14 protein-coding genes are annotated in these 20,360 nt (G+C 71.9%); 8 read left to right on the top strand and 6 right to left on the bottom strand.

The genetic code is table 11. The features are described from left to right. Positions 1-17: 17 nt before the first annotated feature. The gene (locus tag G9272_RS08920; RefSeq protein ID WP_171396044.1) at positions 18-872 is read right to left on the bottom strand and encodes a putative hydro-lyase; all 855 of its coding nucleotides are present in this window, start codon (positions 870-872) and stop codon (positions 18-20) included. Further along, positions 869-2,170 (bottom strand): MFS transporter, encoded by a 1,302-nt coding sequence (locus G9272_RS08915; protein ID WP_171396043.1) that lies wholly within the window; start codon positions 2,168-2,170, stop codon positions 869-871. The genes G9272_RS08920 and G9272_RS08915 overlap by 4 nt, the downstream gene beginning before the upstream one ends. A 169-nt stretch (positions 2,171-2,339) precedes the next feature. Between G9272_RS08915 and G9272_RS08910 the strand changes: the two genes are divergently transcribed. The 4 genes from G9272_RS08910 (at position 2,340) to G9272_RS08895 (ending at position 10,325) form a co-directional block, all read left to right on the top strand. Next, positions 2,340-3,047, top strand: coding sequence for a GntR family transcriptional regulator (locus G9272_RS08910; protein ID WP_171396042.1), 708 nt, complete (start codon positions 2,340-2,342; stop codon positions 3,045-3,047). A gap of 80 nt (positions 3,048-3,127) precedes the next feature. Further along, on the top strand, positions 3,128-4,657 hold the full coding sequence (locus G9272_RS08905) for a hypothetical protein (RefSeq protein ID WP_171396041.1): 1,530 nt from the start codon (positions 3,128-3,130) through the stop codon (positions 4,655-4,657). A 58-nt stretch (positions 4,658-4,715) separates the two neighbouring features. Then, complete coding sequence (locus tag G9272_RS08900; protein ID WP_171396040.1) at positions 4,716-5,594, top strand: hypothetical protein; 879 nt, start codon at positions 4,716-4,718, stop codon at positions 5,592-5,594. 99 nt (positions 5,595-5,693) lie between these two features. Further along, positions 5,694-10,325 (top strand): hypothetical protein, encoded by a 4,632-nt coding sequence (locus G9272_RS08895; RefSeq protein WP_171396039.1) that lies wholly within the window; start codon positions 5,694-5,696, stop codon positions 10,323-10,325. On the opposite strand, the gene G9272_RS08890 is transcribed toward G9272_RS08895, so the two are convergent. Continuing rightward, positions 10,326-11,852 carry an APC family permease gene (locus G9272_RS08890; RefSeq protein ID WP_171396038.1) on the bottom strand — a complete coding sequence of 509 codons (1,527 nt, stop codon included), beginning with the start codon at positions 11,850-11,852 and terminating at the stop codon, positions 10,326-10,328. 174 nt (positions 11,853-12,026) lie between these two features. Further along, positions 12,027-12,677: a hypothetical protein gene (locus G9272_RS08885; protein ID WP_171396037.1), complete on the bottom strand. Its 651-nt coding sequence runs from the start codon at positions 12,675-12,677 to the stop codon at positions 12,027-12,029. 420 nt (positions 12,678-13,097) lie between these two features. On the opposite strand from G9272_RS08885, the gene G9272_RS08880 reads away from it, so the two are divergent. The 4 genes from G9272_RS08880 (at position 13,098) to G9272_RS08865 (ending at position 17,586) form a co-directional block, all read left to right on the top strand. Then, positions 13,098-15,983 carry a sensor histidine kinase gene (locus tag G9272_RS08880; RefSeq protein ID WP_171401915.1) on the top strand — a complete coding sequence of 962 codons (2,886 nt, stop codon included), beginning with the start codon at positions 13,098-13,100 and terminating at the stop codon, positions 15,981-15,983. Beyond that, positions 15,980-16,414: a roadblock/LC7 domain-containing protein gene (locus tag G9272_RS08875; RefSeq protein WP_171396036.1), complete on the top strand. Its 435-nt coding sequence runs from the start codon at positions 15,980-15,982 to the stop codon at positions 16,412-16,414. Before G9272_RS08880 ends, G9272_RS08875 begins: the two co-directional genes overlap by 4 nt. Positions 16,415-16,423: 9 nt before the next feature. Then, the gene (locus G9272_RS08870; RefSeq protein WP_171396035.1) at positions 16,424-16,819 is read left to right on the top strand and encodes a DUF742 domain-containing protein; all 396 of its coding nucleotides are present in this window, start codon (positions 16,424-16,426) and stop codon (positions 16,817-16,819) included. 161 nt (positions 16,820-16,980) lie between these two features. Beyond that, the gene (locus G9272_RS08865; RefSeq protein ID WP_171396034.1) at positions 16,981-17,586 is read left to right on the top strand and encodes a GTP-binding protein; all 606 of its coding nucleotides are present in this window, start codon (positions 16,981-16,983) and stop codon (positions 17,584-17,586) included. An 80-nt stretch (positions 17,587-17,666) separates the two neighbouring features. On the opposite strand, the gene glpK is transcribed toward G9272_RS08865, so the two are convergent. Together glpK and G9272_RS08855 are read right to left on the bottom strand one after the other, a co-directional pair. Beyond that, on the bottom strand, positions 17,667-19,187 hold the full coding sequence (glpK, locus tag G9272_RS08860; RefSeq protein ID WP_171396033.1) for a glycerol kinase GlpK: 1,521 nt from the start codon (positions 19,185-19,187) through the stop codon (positions 17,667-17,669). A 63-nt stretch (positions 19,188-19,250) separates the two neighbouring features. Further along, positions 19,251-20,012, bottom strand: a complete 762-nt coding sequence (locus G9272_RS08855; protein ID WP_171396032.1) for an MIP/aquaporin family protein — start codon at positions 20,010-20,012, stop codon at positions 19,251-19,253. Between the last annotated feature and the right edge of the window lie 348 nt (positions 20,013-20,360).

Genomic DNA, 20,360 nt, shown 5'->3' with positions numbered 1-20,360 from the left:
TCCTTCGTATCTCCTTCTCAAGCCACGCGGTACTGCTCGTCGCGGGCGTCGGTGAGGAACATCTGTCCCGGGGCGTGGGTGAGGGCGAACGGCGGGCGCGAGGCCATCACCGCGGCCTGCGGGGTCACACCGCAGGCCCAGAACACCGGGATGTCGTCCGGCGCGGCTTCCACGGGGTCGCCGAAGTCGGGCCGGCCGAGGTCGTCGATGCCCAGTCCCGACGGATCGCCGCAGTGTACGGGGCTGCCGTGCACCGCCGGGAGCAGGCTGCTCTCCCGGATGGCCGCCGCGAGGTGCTGCGGCGGCACCGGACGCATGGACACCACCATGGGGCCGTGCAGCCGCCCCGCGGGCCGGCACTGCCGGCTCGTCACGTACATCGGGACGTTGCGTCCCTGCTCGACGTGCCGGATCGGGACGCCGGCCCCGGACAGCGCCCACTCGAAGGTGAAGCTGCATCCGATCAGGAACGACACCAGGTCGTCACGCCAGTACGCGCGCACGTCCGTCGGCTCGTCCACCAGCTCCCCGTCCGCCCAGACCCGGTAGCGCGGCAGATCGGTGCGCAGGTCGGCGCCCTCGGCGAGGACGGTCGTCCAGGAGCCGGCGTCCGTGACGTCGAGGACGGGACAGGGCTTCGGGTTGCGCTGGCAGAACAGGAGCATGTCGTACGCCCAGTCCGCGGGCACCGAGATCAGGTTGACCTGGGTGTGGCCGCCCGCGACCCCGGCCGTGGGGCCCGCCAGGCCCGCCCGGAAGCGGGCCCGGGCGGTGGCGGGGCTCCACGCGTGCGCGTGCTCGTCGAGGAGGGTGACGGGACGGTCGTCGACGGAGGGCGTACGGCGGTCCTGCGTGAGGATCGGACGGTTCACTCCAGTTCCTTCCCGCGGGTCTCCGGCAGCCCCAGCAGCGCCAGGGCGGCGATTGCGTAGCCGATCGCGCCGAACACCAGCGCGCCGCCCACGCCCCAACTGTCGGCGAGGTAGCCGACCGTGGTGGGGAAGACGGCGCCCACGGCGCGGCCGGTGTTGTACGTGAAGCCCTGTCCCGTGCCGCGCAGGGCCGTCGGGTACAGCTCGCTCAGGTAGGACCCGAAACCGCTGAAGATCGCCGACATGCAGAACCCGAGCGGGAATCCGAGCACGAGGAGCACGGTGTCCGCGCCGCTCGGGATGTTCGCGTACGCCAGGATGCACACCGCCGACAGCAGGGCGAACAGCCAGATGTTGCGGCGCCGGCCCAGCCGGTCGGTGAGGTAGCCGCCGGTGAGGTAGCCGAGGAAGGCGCCCGAGATCAGGAAGGTCAGATAGCCGCCGGTGCCGACCACCGACAGGCCGCGCTCGGATTTCAGATACGTCGGCACCCAGGTCGCCAGGGTGTAGTAGCCGCCCTGCACACCGGTCGAGAGCAGGCCCGCGAAGAGCGTCGTCCGCAGCAGCGGCCCTTTGAAGATCGCCGGGAACGAGCCCTTCCCGGCGCTCTGTTCGCGGGCGGCGACGGCCTCCGGCGCGTCCTGTACCCGGCGCCGCATCCACACCACGAGCAGCGCGGGCAGGGCGCCCGTCCAGAACATCACGCGCCAGGCGATGTCGTCGCCGAAGAACGAGAAGACCAGCGTGTACGTGAGGGCCGCGAGGCCCCAGCCGACGGCCCACGAGCTCTGGATCGCGCCGAGGGTGCGGCCCCGGTGCTTCGCGCTCGCGTACTCGGCGACCAGGATCGCGCCGACCGCCCACTCGCCGCCGAAACCGAGGCCCTGGAGGGACCGGAAGACCAGCAGCGTCTCGTAGGTGGGCGCGAAGCCGCAGGCGACGGTGAAGACCGCGTACGTGATCACCGTGATCATCAGGGCCCTGACCCGGCCGATCCGGTCGGCCAGCACCCCCGCCACGGCGCCGCCGATCGCCGAGGCGACCAGGGTGACGGTGGTGAACAGGCCGGTCTGGCCGCTGTCCAGACCGAAGTACGCCGCCAGCGCGACCATGCTCAGCGGCAGCGTGAAGTAGTCGTAGGAGTCGAGGGCGTAGCCGCCGAACGCGCCGGCGAAGGCGCGGCGGCCGCGCGGGCCGAGGGCGCGCAGCCAGGCCAGGGCGCCGTCGTCGGGAGCGGGTGTCGCGCCGGCGGGTCGGGTGTCGGTGGCCGGGGTCCGGGGTGGAAGGGGCGTGCTCATGGGGCACCTCGCTGAGGGAGGACGGAGGGTGCGGGGAGTGAGCTGTGCCGTGCGGGGGCGGGTCGCCGCGGCGGGGACGGCGGTGCCATGGAAGGAAGGTAGAGGATCGTTGAACGATCCTTCAATACCCATGTTGTTTCGTTCTCGTGTCTGCGGTTGAATTCCGGGCATGGCAGAGCAGCTGGCGGGACTGGCCGACGACCGCGCCCTCCTGGGCCGTACGAGCACGGCCGAACGGGTTTCGGACATCCTCAGAAGCCGCATCGCCGAGGGCTATTTCCCGCCCGGGACACGGCTGTCGGAGGACAGCATCGGCGGGGCGCTCGGCGTCTCCCGTAACACGCTCCGCGAGGCGTTCCGGCTGCTCACCCATGAGCGCCTGCTCGTCCACGAGCTGAACCGGGGCGTGTTCGTCCGGGTCCTGACCGTCGAGGACGTCGAGGACATCTACCGCACGCGCGCGCTCGTCGAGTGCGCCGTCGTACGCGGGCTGGGGGAGCCGCCGTACGCGCTGGACGGCCTCCGGGCGAGCGTCACCGAGGGGCAGGTCGCGGCCGTCGAGAGTGACTGGAAAGGACTGGGCACCGCCAACTTCCACTTCCACCGCGAACTGGTGGCCCTGGCCGGAAGCGTTCGCACCGATGAGCTGATGCGCAGCGTCTTCGCCGAGCTGCGCCTCGCCTTCCACCTCGTCGACGAGCCGCGCCGGCTGCACGAGCCGTACCTCCAGCGCAACCGCCAGATCCTCCAGGCCCTCCAGGCCGGGGACAGGACCGAGGCGGAGAAGCTGCTCGAGGTGTACCTGGCCGACTCGCTGGAGCGGGTGGTCGAGGTCTACCGGCGGCGGATGGGCGACGAATCCCCCACCGAGGGCTGAGGTTCTCTCGTGGCTCTGTGACGGGGGTCGCTTCTGCGTCGTTTGGGTCGATGTCAGACCGAGGACCTAGTCTGTGCACCGTGACTTCGCCTGCGTCGACGGACCGTGTTCCGCCCCAGCTCAGCGCGGCGCCGCGCCCCGCTCCGGGCCCGGCCGCCGACGAGGGGCTGGCGCGGCGGCTGCGCGCGCTCGCCTGCACCGCGCCGATCCACGATCTCGACGCCCGCAAGGCCAACCTCGCCGGTGAGTACTCGGTCTACGGCATGGCGGAGATCGCCCTCGCCGCCATCGACCTCGTCACGCTCAACATGGACTTCGACACCGGCGCCGACCACGACCAGATAGTGGCGCGCCTCATGCCGCGCATCGCCGCCCAGGCCCCGCGGCGGCCCGTCGCCGAGCACGAGCGGGTGGCCCGCTGGGTCCTGGAGAACCTGATCAACGTCGGCAGCGTCGACCGCGGCTTCCGCGCCGCGTACGGCACCTTCGCGCCGGACGGCACATATGTGCGCCGCGACTACGACTTCAAGCTGATCGAAGAGGTCCCCGGCTACGGCGGTGCCGTCTACCTCCGCACGACCGACGAGGCGGTCAACGTCCTCGTCGGCGCCCTCGACACCGACGTCACCAGCGCGCAGATCGCCGCCGAGGTCAAGCTCGAGGTGCTCATCCGCCGCGGCCGTCTCGCCGACGCCCAACTGGCCGCCGAGCAGGCCCGCTACCGCACCGTGCAGTACTCGGAGACGCTGCGCCGCGCCCTCGAGGCAACCCGGCGCAACGTGCGCGCGGTGGACTGGCTCAACGCCGTGCCCGACATGATCGCCGAGGCCCTCGACCACGTCGCCGACCGCTACCGCCACGAGAACGCGATCCTCACCAACATCCGCAAGGCACGCGACGAGATCGAGGACGCGGAGAACAAGCGGCGGGCCGCCGAACTCGTCGACATCGTGAAGGACTGCATCCGCCGGCACACCCAGTTGCAGTCCCGGCTGCTGGAGGCCGGCCCGCTGTTCCGTGCCGAGCAGGACCGACAGGCCTTCGCCACGCCCATGACCTCGTCGGGGATCGACCTCTTCGGGCACCTCGTCACCCCCGTGCTGCCGCTGCCGCTGGAGCAGGCGGTCCGGGTCACCGACGCGTTCTTCGCCCGCGGGACCGGATTGCGCACGCCGGTGTCTGTGCGGGTGGGTGATCTCGTCGACCTGCTGCTGACGCCGCCGGTGGAGCGGGAGCACCTGGGCGCGGAGATGCCGGAGCCGGACCTCATCGCGACGCCGGACGACAGCCGGTTCAGCGAGGAACAGCTGGCGATGGCCAAGGAGCTGCTCGACCTGCCGGCGGACGCGCCACGACGGCTGTCGGGACTCCTCGAGGAGGCGCGCGCCAAGGACGGTGAAGAACTGGCCTACCTGGTGGCACTGCTGGCCGTGCACGCCGCCAGCCCGGCCGTGGGCACCGCCTACCGCCAGGGCGAGGAGAAGCTGCTGTTCGCCGTGGACGACGGCAAGGAACTGGACGACCCGGGGTTCGGCGGAGCCGATCTCATCGTCGGTACCGCCCTGCTGGACGCCGCGGGGATGGCGGCGGACCGCACGGAGGCGGCATGAGCCGGGTCGGGAAGCGAATGGACGAGTACCAGAACCAGAACACCAAGGAGCCGAAGCTGTGACCGAGCACGTCGAGTGGAGCGATACGGAGGCCCCCGCCCCGGCGGTGAACGCCGCCGTCACCCCCGCCGACGCCGCCGACGCGGCGCGGCTCGTCGCCTTCGGGCTGCTGCCCAAGTTGCAGCCCGCACGGGACCAGGAGTACGCGGAGCTGCTGCGGCGGTACCGGGAGGACCCGGCGTTCGCGCGGCTCGCCGACGCCGTGGCCACCGGACTCGGGCTGATCGTGCTGGAGGTCTCCCCGCGCGCGGGGATGGCGGTGACCGCCGCCGAGGACTCGGTGTTCGCCGTGCGGATGGGGGACTACGCGCGTCGTACGTCCGCCGACGGCGGCGACCGGTTCCTGCACGGTCTCGCGCACCTCTCCGTCGCCGCGATGGCGTTCCCCCGGCCCGAGGATCTGGCCGACGACGGCTACATCGGCCGGGTCAGCGTCAACGGAGTGGACGCCTTCGTCCGCCAGGCCTGCCGCCGGCTGGAGGAGCGGGCGGACGAGCAGGGCGAGAACACCGACCCCGCCACCGACGCGCCCGGCCTGGAGGCCGCCTGGCGGATCTGGGCCAGACGCAGCTCCACCGGCGCCACCAAGGACGCGCGCAGACTCGCCGGTTCGACGACCGGCATCGTCGGCAAGGCCGTCGCGTTCCTCACCGACTCCGGGTTCCTCCAGCGGACCGGTGACGACAGCGGCGGTACCTACCGGACGACCGCCCGCTACCAGCTCCAGGTGCGTGACATGGCGGGCGGTGCCGCGATGGCCGAGCTGCTGGAGCTGGGCGTCGTCCCGGTCACCGACGGCTCGCCGACGCTGCTGCCCGCCGAGGAGACCGACGACCTGGACCTGGTGGCCGACGCCGGCCTGCCGTTCCACTCCTGAAGCTTCTGAGCTTCTGAGCTTCTGAGCTCACGGGTCTTCGGGCCCCTGAGCTCCTGAAGCGCCTCCCCCCGATCTGCCGAAGACTTACGAGAGTCCGCCATGTACGAGCTGTCCCGGGTCCGCCTCTACTCCATCGGGCCTGCCGGTGCGCGCTACGCCGACACCGTGCTTGACCTGCGGGGAGTGGGCGACATCGTGCCCGACCCCGCACCCACCCAGGCGGAGTTCTTCGAGGAGGAGCCGGTCGGTCCGCCGCGCCGGCCGGCGCCCGCGGGCGTGCTCTTCCTGGAGAACGGCGGCGGTAAGTCCGTCCTGCTCAAGCTGATCTTCTCGGTGATGCTGCCGGGCCACCGCAACACGCTCGGCGGCGCCAGCTCCGGTGTGCTGCGGAAGTTCCTGCTCGCCGACGACTGCGGACACGTGGCGCTGGAGTGGCAGCACGTGCTCACCGGTGAGTGCGTCGTCGTCGGCAAGGCGAGCGAGTGGCGCGGGCGGCAGGTGTCCAACGACCCGCGGAAGTTCGCGGAGGCCTGGTACTCGTTCCGGCCCGGGCCCGGGCTGAGCCTGGACAACCTGCCCGTCGCCGAGTCCACCGCCGTACGCCCGCCCGTCGAGGGCGCCTCCGGCGCGCAGGGGCGCCGGCGCACCATGAAGGGGTTCCGGGACGCCCTCACCGAGGCGGGGAAGGCGTATCCGCACCTGGAGGTGCACTGGGAGGAGATCCACGACCGGTGGATCGAGCACCTCGGCGAGCTCGGCCTTGACCCCGAACTCTTCCGCTATCAGCGGGAGATGAACGCCGACGAGGGTGAGGCCGCCGGCCTCTTCGCGGTCAAGAAGGACTCCGACTTCACCGACCTGCTGCTGCGCGCGGTGACCGACACCCGGGACACCGACGGGCTCGCCGACCTGGTCAGCGGCTTCGGCAACAAGCTGGGCCGCCGCGCCGAGCTGATCGCCGAACGGGACTTCACCGCCGGTTCGGTGGACCTGCTCGGCCGGATCGTCGAGGCCGCCGAGGCGCGGGCACGCGCGCGTGACATCCACGCCGGCGCGGAGCGCCGCACCCGCGCGCTGGCCCGGCGGCTGTCCGCGCGCGGCCTGCGGGAGAAGGCGCGGGCCGGTGATCTCGCCCAGCGGGTCACGGCCGCCGCCTACTCCGTCACGCACTCCGAGAGCGCGCGCGAGCGCAGCGCGCTGATCGCCGCCGAACTCGCCTACCGTCATGCCTCGTTGGCGCTCGCCGGCGCCGAGAAGTCCGCCGCCGCGCAGAAGCGCGAACTCGCCGACGCCCGCACCCTGCACTCCGCCTGGCAGGCCGCCGAGGCCGTGCTGCGCCACCGCGCCGCCGCCGACCGGGTCGCGCGCGTCTCCGCCGCGATCCAGGAGGCCGAACGCGACGCCGCCCCCGCGCTCGCCGCCCGCGCCAGGGCCGCCGTCGACCTCGTACGGGCCCTGCACGCGGCCGCCGAGAACGCCGAGACCCTCGCCAACGAGGAGGAGGAACGCTCGGCGGCACTCCAGGAGGTCGGCGAGTCCGCGCACCGGGACTCGACGTCCGCCGCCACCGACGCCCAGCGCGCCCGCAGCGAGGTCGGCCACCTGCGCCAGCGCCTCTCCGAGGTCGAGCAGGAGACCGCCGAGGCCGTACGCGCGGGCTGGCTCGACGACAGCGCGCCCGACGCCGACCCCGCCCGCGCGGCCCTCGCCGCCAGCGACGCCGAGAAGACGGCCGTCGCCGCCTGGGACACCGCGCGTGACGCCTCACGCAGAGCCACCGAACACGCGCGCGAGGCCGCCTCCGCGGAGTCCCGCGCCGAGCTCACCGCGGCCCGGGCCGCCGACGCCGCGACGGCCGCGCACCGGTCGTGCGAGGCCGAACTGCGGCTCGCCGAGTCCCTGGCCGGTGAGGAACGGCTCGCGGAGCTGCTCGGGCTGACCGGCGGCGGGGCACGCCCCCGGATCCCACAGCCACGGCAGAACGCCGAGCCGGACGACGACTCCCTGCTGACCCCCGAGGACCTCGACCGCTGCGCCGACGAACTGCGCGACCTCCTCGACGACGCCGTCTCCTCCGCCGAACGGCAGCTCTTCGAGCTGCGGACCGCGGCCGCCGACGACTCCCGCATCCTCGGCGCGCTCGGCGACGGCGGGCTGCTGCCGCCCGGCCCGGACGTGCTGGCCACGGTCGAGTTCCTCGGCGAGCACGGCATCCCCGCCCTGCCCGGCTGGCGCTACCTCGCGCAGGCCGTCGACCCCGCCGACCACGCGCGCGTGCTCGCCGCCCGGCCCGAACTGGTCGACGGCGTGATCATCACCGACCCCGCCTCGCACGCACGCGCGCGTGAGGCGCTCGGTGCCGCGGCGCTGCTGCCCCGTTCGGCCGTGGCCGTCGGTACGGCCGCCGCCCTGCTGGCGCCGACCCCGGCGGCCGACGCGGAGAGCGGTGACGTCTTCCTCGTCCCGCCGAACCCGGCCATGCACGACGAGCACGCCGCCGACGAGGAACGGCAGGCGCTGCGCGCGCGGACGACCGAGCGGGACGACGACATCCGCCGGCTCGCGGCGCGGCTCGGCAAGGACCGGGAGCTGACCGCCCGGCTGGCCTCCTGGCGTACCGGCTGTCCCGCCGGGCGGCTCACCGAACTGGCGGGGTCCGCCGCGGAGGCGCGCGCGTTCGCCGAGGAGTCCGAGGCCGAGCTGTCCGAGGCACGGACCGTGCGCGCGGAGGCCGACGAGATCGCCGCCGAGGCGGCCCAGGTGCGCGACGAGCGCCAGGAAGCCGCGCAGAAGGCCCGGCGAGCCGCCGACGCCCTGGCCGGGCTCGCCTTCCGGCTGCGTGAGCGAGCCGGCTGGCAGGTCAAGGTGCGTGAACTCGCCGACGAGGCCGCCGAGTCGGAGGCCCGCGCCCAGACCTGCCTGGAGCGCGCCCGCGCCGCCGACGAGGACCGGCGCGCCGCCCAGCGCGCCGCCGACGACGCCCGCCGCACCGCGCGTGCGCTGCGCGCCGAACGCGCCGAGATCGCCGGCGCCCCCGACGACGTACCGGAGGGCGAGCCGGACGCGTCCAAGGCGTCCCTGCCCGCCCTCCGCGAGGCCTACCGGGCGGCGTCCCAGCTGTACGAGAAGGTCGGCGTCGGCGCGGACCTGCGGGCCGAGCAGGCCCGCGCGGAGAGCGACGAGAGCGGGGCCCGCACCGAGCTGGACCGGCTCAGCAACAAGGTCCGCACACGGGCGGAGCAGCTGCTCCAGTCGCCCGACGGCTCCGACGGGCCGTCCCGGCAGGCCGCCGCCGCGCGCGCGGAGGAGCTGGTGCAGCTCCTGGAGACCCGGGTGTCCACCGCGAGCGAGCAGCTCGGGCGGCTGCGCGGCGAGACCGAGCGGCACGCCCCCGAGGACGGCGAGGCCCACACCGAGCTGCCCGAGGAGCTCCAGCCGCGCGACGCCGAGCACGCCCAGGCGCTGCTGCGCACCGCGACAACCGAACTCGCCGCCCGTACCGAGGCGTTGAGCCGGTCCCGCGAGGCCCACGCCGAACTCCTGGCCGGCCATCGCGCCGCCGAGGACGCGGCCGGCGGCTTCGACGAGATCGCCGCGATGCTCCGGGACCTGCTGCGCGAACACACCCCCGAGGAGGAGCAGGAGGAGGCGGAGCCCTACCCCGGCACCCTGGAGGAGGCCCGCCAGTCGGCCGCCGAGGCCCGCCGCTCGCTGCGCGGCTGCGCCGCCGACCTGTCCGCCGCCGAGTCCGCCGTCCGCGAGGCCAGTGACATCCTCGTCCGGCATGCCAACTCCACGCGCTACGAGCAGGTCCGCACCCCGGCCCGCCAGCAGATCCGTGAGCTGCCCGCCTCCGCGCTGCCCGAGCACGCGCAGAAGTGGGCGAACGCCTTCGCGCCCCGACTGCGTGTCCTGACGGACGAGTTGGAGCAGCTGGAGCGCAACAGGGACTCGATCGTGGACCGGCTGCGCGGGCTCGTCGAGTCCGCGCTCGCCACCCTGCGCTCGGCCCAGCGGCTCTCCCGGCTGCCCGAGGGGCTCGGCGAGTGGTCCGGCCAGGAGTTCCTGCGCATCCGCTTCGAGGAGCCCGACCAGAGCACCCTCACCGAGCGGCTCGGCGAGGTCATCGACGAGGCGACCCGGGCCGCTGTGAAGAAGAACTCCGACCTGCGGCGCGACGGCATGTCGTTGCTGCTGCGCGGGGTCGGCGCGGCCCTCCAGCCCAAGGGCGTCGCCGTCGAGATCCTCAAGCCGGACGCCGTACTGCGGGCCGAGCGGGTCCCCGTCGGTCAGATGGGCGACGTGTTCTCCGGCGGGCAGCTGCTCACCGCGGCCATCGCCCTGTACTGCACGATGGCGGCGCTCAGGAGCAACGACCGGGGCCGGGACAAGCACCGGTACGCCGGCACGCTGTTCCTCGACAACCCCATCGGGCGCGCCAACGCGACCTATCTGCTGGAGCTCCAGCGCGCGGTCTCGGACGCACTCGGGGTGCAGCTCCTCTACACCACAGGCCTGTTCGACACGACGGCGCTGGCGGAGTTCCCCCTGGTCATCCGGCTGCGCAACGACGCCGATCTGCGGGCGGGCCTGAAGTACATCAGCGTCGAGGAACACCTCCGGCCGGGTCTGCCGCAGCAGGCCCCGGCCGGAGACGGTGAAGCGGCGCAGGTGCGCAGCGAGATCACGGCCACCCGGATGTACAAGCGGCCTGCCCCGAACGCCGGTTGATCAGCTGTCCGCCAGGCGGTGGTCCTCGAGGACACCGGTTCGATGCCGCTGCACGAACCAGTAGTAGGCGAAGCCACCGCCCGCGATCACGGCGACGAACAGGACGGCGCCCCACCGGAGGTACCAGTGGAAGGGCGCCGCCGCGTTGTAGACCGAGGCGCGCGGCCAGATCAGGTTGGTCGTCATCGCCGCGCCCCACACCACCGCGACGATGTTGACGAGCAGCCCCCAGCGGCCGAGCGAGAACTTCCCGTCGCTCGCCGGCTGCCACTTGCCGCGCAGCCGCGCCACCAGCATCGGGCCGGTCACGCCCAGGTAGGCGAGGTAGATCATGATGATGCCGATGCTGGTGACGACCGTGAAGATCTGCGGCTGGTGGATGTTGACCACGAGGATCGCCAGCGCCAGCACACCGATGATCACGGTCGGCAGCACCGGGGTCTGAAAGCGCGGGTGGCACTTGGCCAGCCGCGAGGACCCGGGCAGGTTGTTGTCGCGGGCCATCGCGAACGCCAGCCGGATCGCCGCCGTGTGCACGGCCAGGGCGCACACCGTGACGGCGATCAGCACACACCACAGCATCGCCTTGCCGGCCGTCGGACCGAGCACGTCGAGCACGACGTACTGAAGCCCGTCCGTGGACAGCTTGTCGCCCTTCAGGCTGGAGACGCTCATCAGCGCGAGCAACAGGATCAGTCCGCCGAGGACGAAGGAGGCGACGATCGCCCGGATGATCGCGCGGGGCGCGTTGCGGGACGGGTCGATGGACTCCTCGCCGAGCGACGCGGCCGTGTCGAAGCCGTACATGACGTACGCCGAGGCCAGCGAGGCCACGAGGAACGCGCCGAGATAGCCGGCCCCGTAACCCGCTCCCGTTCCGTTGGTCTCCATGACCACCTGGGGGCCGCGGGTGATGTGGACGGCGAACAGGACGATCAGTACGACGGTCGCGATCAACTCGATGAACACACCGGCCGTGTTGATCGTCGCCATCAGCTTGACGCCGAACGCATTGACCAACGTGGTGAACAGGATCAACACGGTGGCCAGGACGACCGCGTTGGTCGCCACGTCGTACTTGCCGGTGCCGTCACCCACGAACTGGAAGGTCGAGGAGATCTGCGGCAGCGTCAACTGGTAGGCCAGCGCCACGGCCGCGATCGACACGATCGAGGCGGTCAACATCATCCAGCCGGCCAGCCAGCCCAGATGCGGATTGCCGATCTTCTTCGACCAGTTGTAGACGGACCCCGCGACCGGGTAGCGGGCGGCGAGTTCCGCGAAGCACAGGGCGACCGCGAACTGACCGACGAACACCATCGGCCAGGACCACCAGTAGGCGGGACCGCCGCTGCCGTAGCCGAAGTAGAAGAGCTGGAAAGTGCCGGTCAGGATCGAGATGTAGCTGATGCCCGCGGCGAAGGTGTGGAAGTTGCCCAGGGTTCGCTTGAGCTCGGGTCTGTAGCCGAACTCGGCGAGCTCGGCGTCGTCCTGCTGGGGGCCTGGCGAATGCTCGGCTGTCGTCATCGGCGGACTCCTGGCGCTCGTAGGAGACCAGCACACCACCAGCGCGTCGAGCCCGCGAGATCATCGCCGGTCGAGTCCGTTCACACGCCTCGAAGTTCCGCGCTCGCCCTGTGAACGGACGCGGCCTGACCGGGGAGCCGGTCACTGCTCCCTGGTCAGGCCGCGCCGACCGCCTCAGGAGTGGGACAGCTGCCCGGTCCCGCCCTGCCTGCGTATCCGTTCCTGTGCGCGCTCGGTGGCCAGTGCCTGCCGACGCGCCCGCCGCCGCTCACGCCGCAGCGAACGCGCGGTGCTGCTCGGCGTCGACACCACGCCGTTGCGCTGGTTCCACACCTGTCGGGTCACCCAGACGTCCAACGCGCCCCAGGTGGCCAGCACCGTACTGACCACGCTGCTGATCACCATGGGGAACGCCAGCCAGGATCCGGCCAGGGTGCACAGGAAGGCGACCATCGCCTGTATCAGCGTCACGGCGATGACCAGCACCGCGCGCACCGCCGCCGTACGTACCGGGTCGGGCATCCGGCGCCGTCGGGCAGGTTCCTCCACCCACAACGGGCGGTAGGCCGCCCGCGCTTGTGCCGTGGTGGACCTGCTGCGGGTGTCGCCCCCGCCGGTCCGCCGGACCTCGTGCGCCGGGTCCCCGGCTTCCGCGGGGGTGCCACGGCCCTTCGGCCCGCGCCTGTCCGCCGCGCTGTCGCTCCGCTCCGCTACCACGTGTCCGTTCGCCGGAATGTCGCGATCCGGGGCCTCGGGATCCCGCAGTGCCGTACTGCCCACCGCCGCGTTCTCCTCGGGCGCCTCACGCCGCTCCGCCGTGCCCATCACTGTGTCACTCCCCACCGCCAGCAGACCGCTCGCCTCCGAGTCGAAGACCCGGCTCCCCAGTGGCTGCCCGGCTTGCGCTGTTTTACGCCGCCCAGGTGCGGCAAACGGCTCGTGTGGCCGATTCCGCCCCCAATTCCCAATGAGTAGGACGAACGACGTGCCCTGAAGATTCCCAAGTTACGAAAAATTCTGGCCAACTCGTGTGCACAGCCGACCGGATCCGGCCGGGTCCCAAGGAGCGGATCCGGGGAGACAATCTCCCGTAATTACCGGACAACACACCATGTCTCGCCGTCGGGGCGGAAGTTCAGCTTCCGGACAGCTCTTCGAGTTCGCTGTGCGTCGGTAGTAGGCTCGCGCCGTTTGTTGACGCACATGCGTACCCCCTGCCGGTGGGGGTTCGAGCTGGGGGAGGCCATGCGCTTTCGCGGGAAGTCGATCCGCCGGAAGATCGTGGCGCTGCTTCTCGTGCCGCTGGTGTCCCTGACCGCCGTCTGGGGCTTCGCCACGGTACTCACGGGACGCGAGGCGAGCCGCCTGTTCACCGTGTCGTCCCTCGTCGAGAACGTCGGCTATCCGATCGAGGACACCGTCCGCGTCGTTCAGCAGGAACGCCGCCAGACCCTCGTCTACCTCGCCGACCCCCGTGCCTCCGACGCGCTGTCCGCGCTGCGCCGCACCCGGACCGCCACCGACGAGGCACTCGCCGAGATCCGCGGGAACGCCCAGGACCCGGACGTGCGCGACGTCCTGGACCAGGACGACGGGGAAGGCCTGACCGCGGTGCTCGACGCCTTCGACGGCGTCGACTCGCTGCGCCGAAGCGTCGAGGAGGGCACCGTCACCCGAGCGCAGGCCCTCGCCCTCTACACCCAGCTGATCGACCCCTGTTACGCCCTGCTGGCCAAGCTGGACGTCGTCGACAGCGTGGAGATGGACAAGCAGTACCGAGCGCTTGTCAGCGTCGCCCGAGCCCGTGAACTGCTCTCCCAGGAGGACGCCCTGCTCGGCTCCGCCCTGGTCGTTGGCCGGCTCAGCCGGGAGGAGATCCGCGATGTCTCCGACCTCGAGGCCCAGCGGGAGGTGGTCTACGAAGTCAGCCTCGCCCAACTGCCCACCGCGGAGCGCGAGCGCTACGAGAGCTTCTGGAAGAACGCCACCACCGCTCCGCTGCGCACCGTCGAACAGGCCGTCGTCGGCACCGCACCCGGCGACATGCCCCGGGGCGTCAGCGCCAAGAACTGGGACACCGCGGCCGGAAACGTTCTCCTCGAGCTCGGCACCCTGGACGAGCAGGCCAACGACCGCTACCAGGACCGGGTCCGCCCGGTCGCGATCGAGGTCATCGTCAAGGCGGTCGTCGCCGGTGTCTTCGGACTGGTCGCCCTGCTGGTCTCCCTGGTCCTGTCCGTACGTATCGGCCGTGGCCTCATCCGCGACCTGCGCCAGCTCCGGCTGGAGGCCCACGAGGCGTCCGGCGTGCGGCTGCCCAGTGTGATGCGCCGCCTGTCCGCGGGCGAACAGGTCGACGTGGAGACCGAGGTACCGCGGCTGGAGTACGACAGGAACGAGCTGGGCGAGGTCGGCCAGGCCCTCAACACCCTCCAGCGCGCCGCGGTCGAGGCCGCCGTCAAACAGGCCGAACTGCGGGCCGGGGTCTCCGAGGTCTTCGTCAACCTCGCCCGCCGCAGTCAGGTCCTGCTGCACAAGCAGCTGACCCTGCTCGACACCATGGAGCGCCGCACCGAGGACACCGAGGAACTCGCCGACCTCTTCCGCCTCGACCACCTCACCACCCGCATGCGCCGGCACGCCGAGGGCCTGGTGATCCTCTCGGGCGCCGCCCCTTCCCGGCAGTGGCGCAGGCCCGTGCAGCTCATGGACATCGTGCGCGCCGCCGTCGCCGAGGTGGAGGACTACGAACGCATCGAGGTCCGCCGACTGCCGCGCCTCGCCGCCACCGGCCCGGCCGTCGCCGACCTCACCCACCTGGTGGCCGAACTCCTGGAGAACGCCACGGTGTTCTCCCCGCCGCACACCGCGGTCCAGGTGTTCGGCGACCGGGTCGCCAACGGCTTCACCCTCGAGATCCACGACCGCGGCCTCGGCATGGCGCCCGAGGCCCTCCTGGAGGCCAACCTCCGGCTCGCCGAGACACCGGAATTCGAGCTGTCCGACACCGACCGCCTCGGGCTGTTCGTGGTCAGCCGGCTCGCCCAGCGGCAGAACGTCCGCGTCTCCTTGCAGCCTTCGCCCTACGGGGGGACGACGGCCATCGTCTTCATCCCCGACGCGCTGCTGACCGACGACGTCCCCGACACCAACGGCATCGGCTTCCGGCTCGACCGTCCCCGGCCCCCGAAGGAGGCCGACTCCGCGGAGACCCGCAGGACCGCCCTCTCCCCGGCCTCGATGCAGCTTCCCGGAGTGCCCGCCTCCATGCTCGACGGTCCGGTCGAACTGGAGGCCCCCGTCGGCCTGGACGCCCTCGGCGACTTCCCGGCCACCCTGGACGAGGACGACGACGGCGGTGGCCTGTTCCGACCGCGGCGCTCCCTCACCCGCGCCGAGGACGAGCCGGCCCCGAACACCGTCGACCAGCACCACAGGCTGCCCGACAGCCCCGGCGAACCCCAGGGGCCCCTCGCCGACGACCCGGCCGGTCCCGTACCGCTGCCGCCCGGTCGTCGGGTGCCCAAGCTGGTCAGCTCGCACGGTCGCCCGGTCCCGGAACAGCGGCCCCGGCGCGCCGAGACGGACACGGAACCCCCGGCCAGGCCCGGCCCCCGCCGGGTGGAGAGCGACGGCCCGGCACCGCTGCCCTCGCGCCGCCGCGGCATGACGGCACAGATCCCCCGTAGCGGTGGCACGACCGAGCGCCCTCCGCTGCCCGAGCGACCCGGCCACGGCGCACCGGAGCCGACCCAGCCCCCCGCCCTTCCTCAGCGCACGCGCCAGGCCACGGCCCGGCCCGGCGGTCCCGGCGGCACGCCCGAGCGCGCGGACACCACGTCCGCCCGGCCCGGCGACCCGGCGCCCGGCCGGACGGACGGCAGCGGGTCCGGCACGGGTGCGCTGCCCCGGCGCGTACGCCAGGCGAACCTGGCCCCGCAACTGCGGCAGGGTCCGGCCCCGCGCACCGAGGACCGGGCCGACCCCGCGGACCGGGACGCCGACGAGGTACGCAGCCGTATGGCCTCGCTCCAGCGCGGCTGGCAGCGCGGTCGCGTAGAGAACGCCGAGGGCGACGACGCCCACAGCGGCGCAGCACCACAAGGAACGACAAAGGGGGACGGTCGATGACCGCACCGAAGGCGACCGGCCACATCACCACCGGCAACGGCGAGCTGAACTGGCTCCTCGACGAACTCGTCGACCGCGTCGCCAGCATCCGCAAGGCCGTCGTCCTCTCCGGCGACGGCCTGCCGACCGGGGTGTCCAAGGACCTGTCCCGGGAGGACGGCGAGCACCTCGCCGCCGTCGCCTCCGGATTCCACAGCCTCGCCAAGGGCGTCGGCCGTCACTTCGAGGCCGGCAGCGTCCGCCAGACCGTCGTGGAACTCGACGACGCCTTCCTGTTCGTCACGGCCGCGGGTGACGGCAGCTGCCTCGCCGTCCTCTCGGACGCCGACTCGGACGTGGGGCTCGTGGCGTACGAGATGACACTCCTCGTCAAGCGGGTCGGCGTACATCTGGCCACCACCCCACGCACCGATCTGCCCTCGGGCGGGTAGTGGGATGGCATGAGCACAGACGGTCAGGGAAGAAGTCACTGGTTCGACGACGAGGCCGGACCGGTCGTCCGCCCGTACGCCATGACGCGTGGCCGCACCACCAGTGCGGTCCAGCACCGTCTCGACCTGATCGCGCTGGTCGTCGCCGAGCCCCACGCCGAGGAAGCCGACACGGATCCGTCGCTGTCCCCGGAGCACGTGGACATCGTGGATCTGTGCCGGGAGGCACCGCAGTCGGTCGCCGAACTCGCCGCCGAACTCAATCTGCCCATCGGCGTGGTCCGGGTTCTCGTCGGCGACCTCGTGGACGCGGAGTTCGTCCACGTGAACCGGCCGGTACCTCCTGCCGAACTGCCGGACGAGAGTATTCTGCGCGACGTGATCAACGGCCTCCGAGCGCTGTGAGCAGCGCGGAAGCGAGGTGAGGACGTGACCGGTCGGCGGTTCCCGGCGGACCGGGGCGGCGCCCTCACCGACATGGTCGCGCGCCGCCCGGACGGCCGGCCGCCGACGCACAGACCGCTCGGAGAACCTCCAGTCAAGCCATCAAGCAGGAGAAGTGATCGATGATCTTCGGGCGTTCTGAGCGCGGCAAGCCCCCGGTCGAACCCGTCACGCTCAAGATCCTCGTGGCCGGCGGCTTCGGCGTGGGCAAGACCACCCTCGTCGGGGCCGTCAGCGAGATCAGGCCGCTGCGTACCGAGGAGTACCTCACCGAGGCGGGCCGCCCGGTCGACGACACGACCGGCGTCGAGGCCAAACACACCACCACCGTCGCCATGGACTTCGGGCGCATCACCCTGCGCGAGGACCTGGTGCTCTACCTCTTCGGGACGCCCGGACAGGAGCGGTTCTGGTTCATGTGGGACGAGCTCTCCGAGGGCGCGCTCGGTGCCGTCGTGCTCGCCGACACCCGCCGGCTCGAGGACTGCTTCGCCGCCGTCGACTACTTCGAACGGCGCTCCATTCCCTTCCTCATCGCCGTCAACTGCTTCGAGGGCGCCGCCCGTTACCCGGAGGAGGACGTCCGCGGTGCCCTGGACCTCGATGACGGCATTCCCGTGGTGCTGTGCGACGCCCGGGACCGAAGATCGGTGCGGGACGTTCTGGTCGGCGTCGTGCAGCACGCGATGGACTTCGGGGCCGAACGCCGCCAGGCGATCACCACCTGAGACGCCCGCACGGTCGCACGGCCCGTACCCCCGCCGACAGGGGTACGGGCCGTGGCTCGAGGGGGACGTACGCGCGCGTACTAGCCTTCGCCGTCCTCCAGCCAACCGAAGCTCTTCTCCACGGCCTTGCGCCAGTTGTGGTACTCGCGGTCACGCACCGACGCGTCCATCGCCGGAGTCCACTCGGCGTCCTTCTGCCAGTGCGCCTTGAGCTCGTCGAGGTCGTTCCACACGCCGACGGCGAGCCCCGCGGCGTAGGCCGCGCCCAGGCAGGTCGTCTCGGAGACCCGGGGCCGGATCACGGGCACGCCGAGCACGTCCGCCTGATGCTGCATGAGCAGGTTGTTCTTGGTCATGCCCCCGTCCACCTTCAGGGTCGTGATCTGTACCCCGGAGTCCTGGAACATGGCGTCCACGACCTCGCGCGTCTGCCAGCTCGTCGCCTCGAGCACCGCACGCGCGAGATGCCCCTTCGTGACATAGCGGGTGAGGCCGGTGACGACACCACGCGCGTCGGAGCGCCAGTACGGCGCGAACAGCCCCGAGAAGGCGGGGACGATGTAGGCACCGCCGTTGTCGTCGACGCTCGCCGCCAGGCTCTCGATCTCGTCAGCCGTACGGATGATGCCCAGTTGGTCTCGGAACCACTGCACGAGCGCACCCGTTATGGCGATCGAACCCTCCAGGCAGTAGACAGGCGCCTCACTGCCGATCTTGTAGCCCATCGTCGTCAACAGCCCGCTCTTCGACGGCACCGGCCGGTTGCCGGTGTTGAGCAGCAGGAAGCTGCCCGTCCCGTACGTGTTCTTCGCCGTGCCCACCTCGTAGCAGGCCTGACCGAACACCGCCGCCTGCTGGTCGCCCAGCGCCGAGGCGACCGGCACACCGCCGAGTTGGCCCACGGCCGTGCCGTACACCTCGGCGGAGGATTTGATCTCCGGCAACATGACCTCGGGCACGTCCATCGCGGACAGGATGGAGGCGTCCCACTGGAGGGTCTCCAGGTTCATCAGCATGGTGCGCCCGGCGTTGGTGACGTCGGTGACGTGCCGGCCGCCGTCGGTCCCGCCGGTGAGGTTCCAGATGAGCCAGGAGTCGATCGTGCCGAAGGCGATCTCACCGCGCTCGGCGCGCGCCCTGAGACCCGGCACGTTGTCGAGCAGCCAGGCCGCCTTGGGCCCGGAGAAGTAGCTGGCCAACGGCAGCCCGGTCTGCTCGCGGAAACGGTCCTGCCCGTCGGATCCCCCAAGTCGGCCACAGAGTCCCGCGGTGCGGGTGTCCTGCCACACGATCGCGTTGTGCACCGGCTTGCCGGTGGCGCGGTCCCACAGCACGGTCGTCTCGCGCTGGTTGGTGATCCCGAGGGCGCTGATCTGGTCGGCGCGCAACCCGGCCTTGGCGATCGCCCCGGCGACCACGGCCTGCACCTTGGACCAGATCTCCGTGGCGTCGTGCTCCACCCAGCCGGGCTTGGGGAAGATCTGGCGGTGCTCGCGCTGGTCGACGGCGACGATCGCGCCGTTCCGGTCGAAGATGATGCAGCGGCTGGAAGTGGTGCCCTGGTCGATCGCGGCGACGTACTTCTCGGCGTTGTCCGTCATGGCTACCCCTTGGGCTGGTTCAGAAGGCTGCGTGGATGACTGCGGCGGTGGTCGGACGTCTGCTCAGAAGGCCGCGTTGTAGAGGAGCCCCGCGAGCGCTCCGCCGACCAGCGGGCCGACGACCGGGATCCAGGCGTAACCCCAGTCCGAGGTGCCCTTGTTCGGGATGGGCAGGAAGGTGTGGACGATGCGGGGCCCGAGGTCGCGTGCCGGGTTGATGGCATAGCCGGTGGGGCCGCCGAGGGACAGACCGATGCCGACGACGAGCAGGGAGACGATCAGCACCGTGATTCCGGATTCGCCCAGGCCCTCGGTCAGCCCGAAAGCGAGGACCGGCAGGACCAGGGCGATCGTGGCGATGATCTCCGTGATCAGATTGGCGACCGGATTCCGGATCTCGGGGATGGTGGAGAAGATGCCCAGGGTGGGCGTCGGCTCCTCGGCCGGGCTCTCGGCAGTGCCCTCAGCGGTGCCTTCGCGCTGGACGTTCGCCTGGAACTGCGCGAGGTACACCAGGTACGCGAGGACGGCCCCGAGCATCGCACCGACCATCTGCCCCAGCAGATACACCCACACCTTGCCCCACTCGCCCGTGTCGACGGCGATGCCGAGGGTCACGGCCGGATTGAGATGCCCGCCCGACAGCGGCGCGGCGGTGTAGGCGCCCGCCAGCACGCCGAACCCCCAGCCGAAGGCGATCACGATCCACCCCGAGGCCCGAGCCTTGGAGTGCCTGAGGGTGACGGCGGCGCAGACTCCCGCGCCGAACAGGATGAGGATCGCGGTACCGATGACCTCGCCGACGAATATGTCGCCGTTGCTCATGGCGGCTCCTAGGCCCGGCCCGGGGCGGATTCGACCCCGGTGCTCCGTGCAGGGTGCGGTTCCCGTGGCTGCTGCGACCGGAGCAGGGAGATCCCGCGCCCCGCCCGGCGTCCGTGACGAGCGTGCCGTCGTAGCCGAATCGCCCCTGGGGGAGTGGGCCTTCCCTCGGGAGCACGCGTGGCGCGTGCCTGGATACGCCGAGAATGTACGGCGATGTCGGCTGACACCGGGAAGTGTTCACCGGCACCCAGGGAGCGTCAAGGAGGCCGACGGCAACGGTTGGGGACGCGGAAGACGGCCTGCGCCACCCGACGCGCGGGGCACCAAGCGTCGGGCCGCCCCGGCTTG

The organism is Streptomyces asoensis, assembly GCF_013085465.1.
Taxonomy (GTDB): domain Bacteria; phylum Actinomycetota; class Actinomycetes; order Streptomycetales; family Streptomycetaceae; genus Streptomyces; species Streptomyces cacaoi_A.
Note: the sequence above shows the minus strand (reverse complement) of the source record. Positions and strands in the feature narration are given on the sequence as shown.

Coding starts and splice junctions, on each gene's coding strand:
- G9272_RS08915 (WP_171396043.1), bottom strand. CDS start 2,170: ATGAGCACGCCCCTTCCACCCCGGACCCCGGCCACCGACACCCGACCC.
- G9272_RS08855 (WP_171396032.1), bottom strand. CDS start 20,012: ATGAGCAACGGCGACATATTCGTCGGCGAGGTCATCGGTACCGCGATC.
- G9272_RS08875 (WP_171396036.1), top strand. CDS start 15,980: ATGACCGCACCGAAGGCGACCGGCCACATCACCACCGGCAACGGCGAG.
- G9272_RS08885 (WP_171396037.1), bottom strand. CDS start 12,677: ATGGGCACGGCGGAGCGGCGTGAGGCGCCCGAGGAGAACGCGGCGGTG.
- G9272_RS08895 (WP_171396039.1), top strand. CDS start 5,694: ATGTACGAGCTGTCCCGGGTCCGCCTCTACTCCATCGGGCCTGCCGGT.
- G9272_RS08870 (WP_171396035.1), top strand. CDS start 16,424: ATGAGCACAGACGGTCAGGGAAGAAGTCACTGGTTCGACGACGAGGCC.
- glpK (WP_171396033.1), bottom strand. CDS start 19,187: ATGACGGACAACGCCGAGAAGTACGTCGCCGCGATCGACCAGGGCACC.
- G9272_RS08880 (WP_171401915.1), top strand. CDS start 13,098: ATGCGCTTTCGCGGGAAGTCGATCCGCCGGAAGATCGTGGCGCTGCTT.
- G9272_RS08865 (WP_171396034.1), top strand. CDS start 16,981: ATGATCTTCGGGCGTTCTGAGCGCGGCAAGCCCCCGGTCGAACCCGTC.
- G9272_RS08910 (WP_171396042.1), top strand. CDS start 2,340: ATGGCAGAGCAGCTGGCGGGACTGGCCGACGACCGCGCCCTCCTGGGC.
- G9272_RS08890 (WP_171396038.1), bottom strand. CDS start 11,852: ATGACGACAGCCGAGCATTCGCCAGGCCCCCAGCAGGACGACGCCGAG.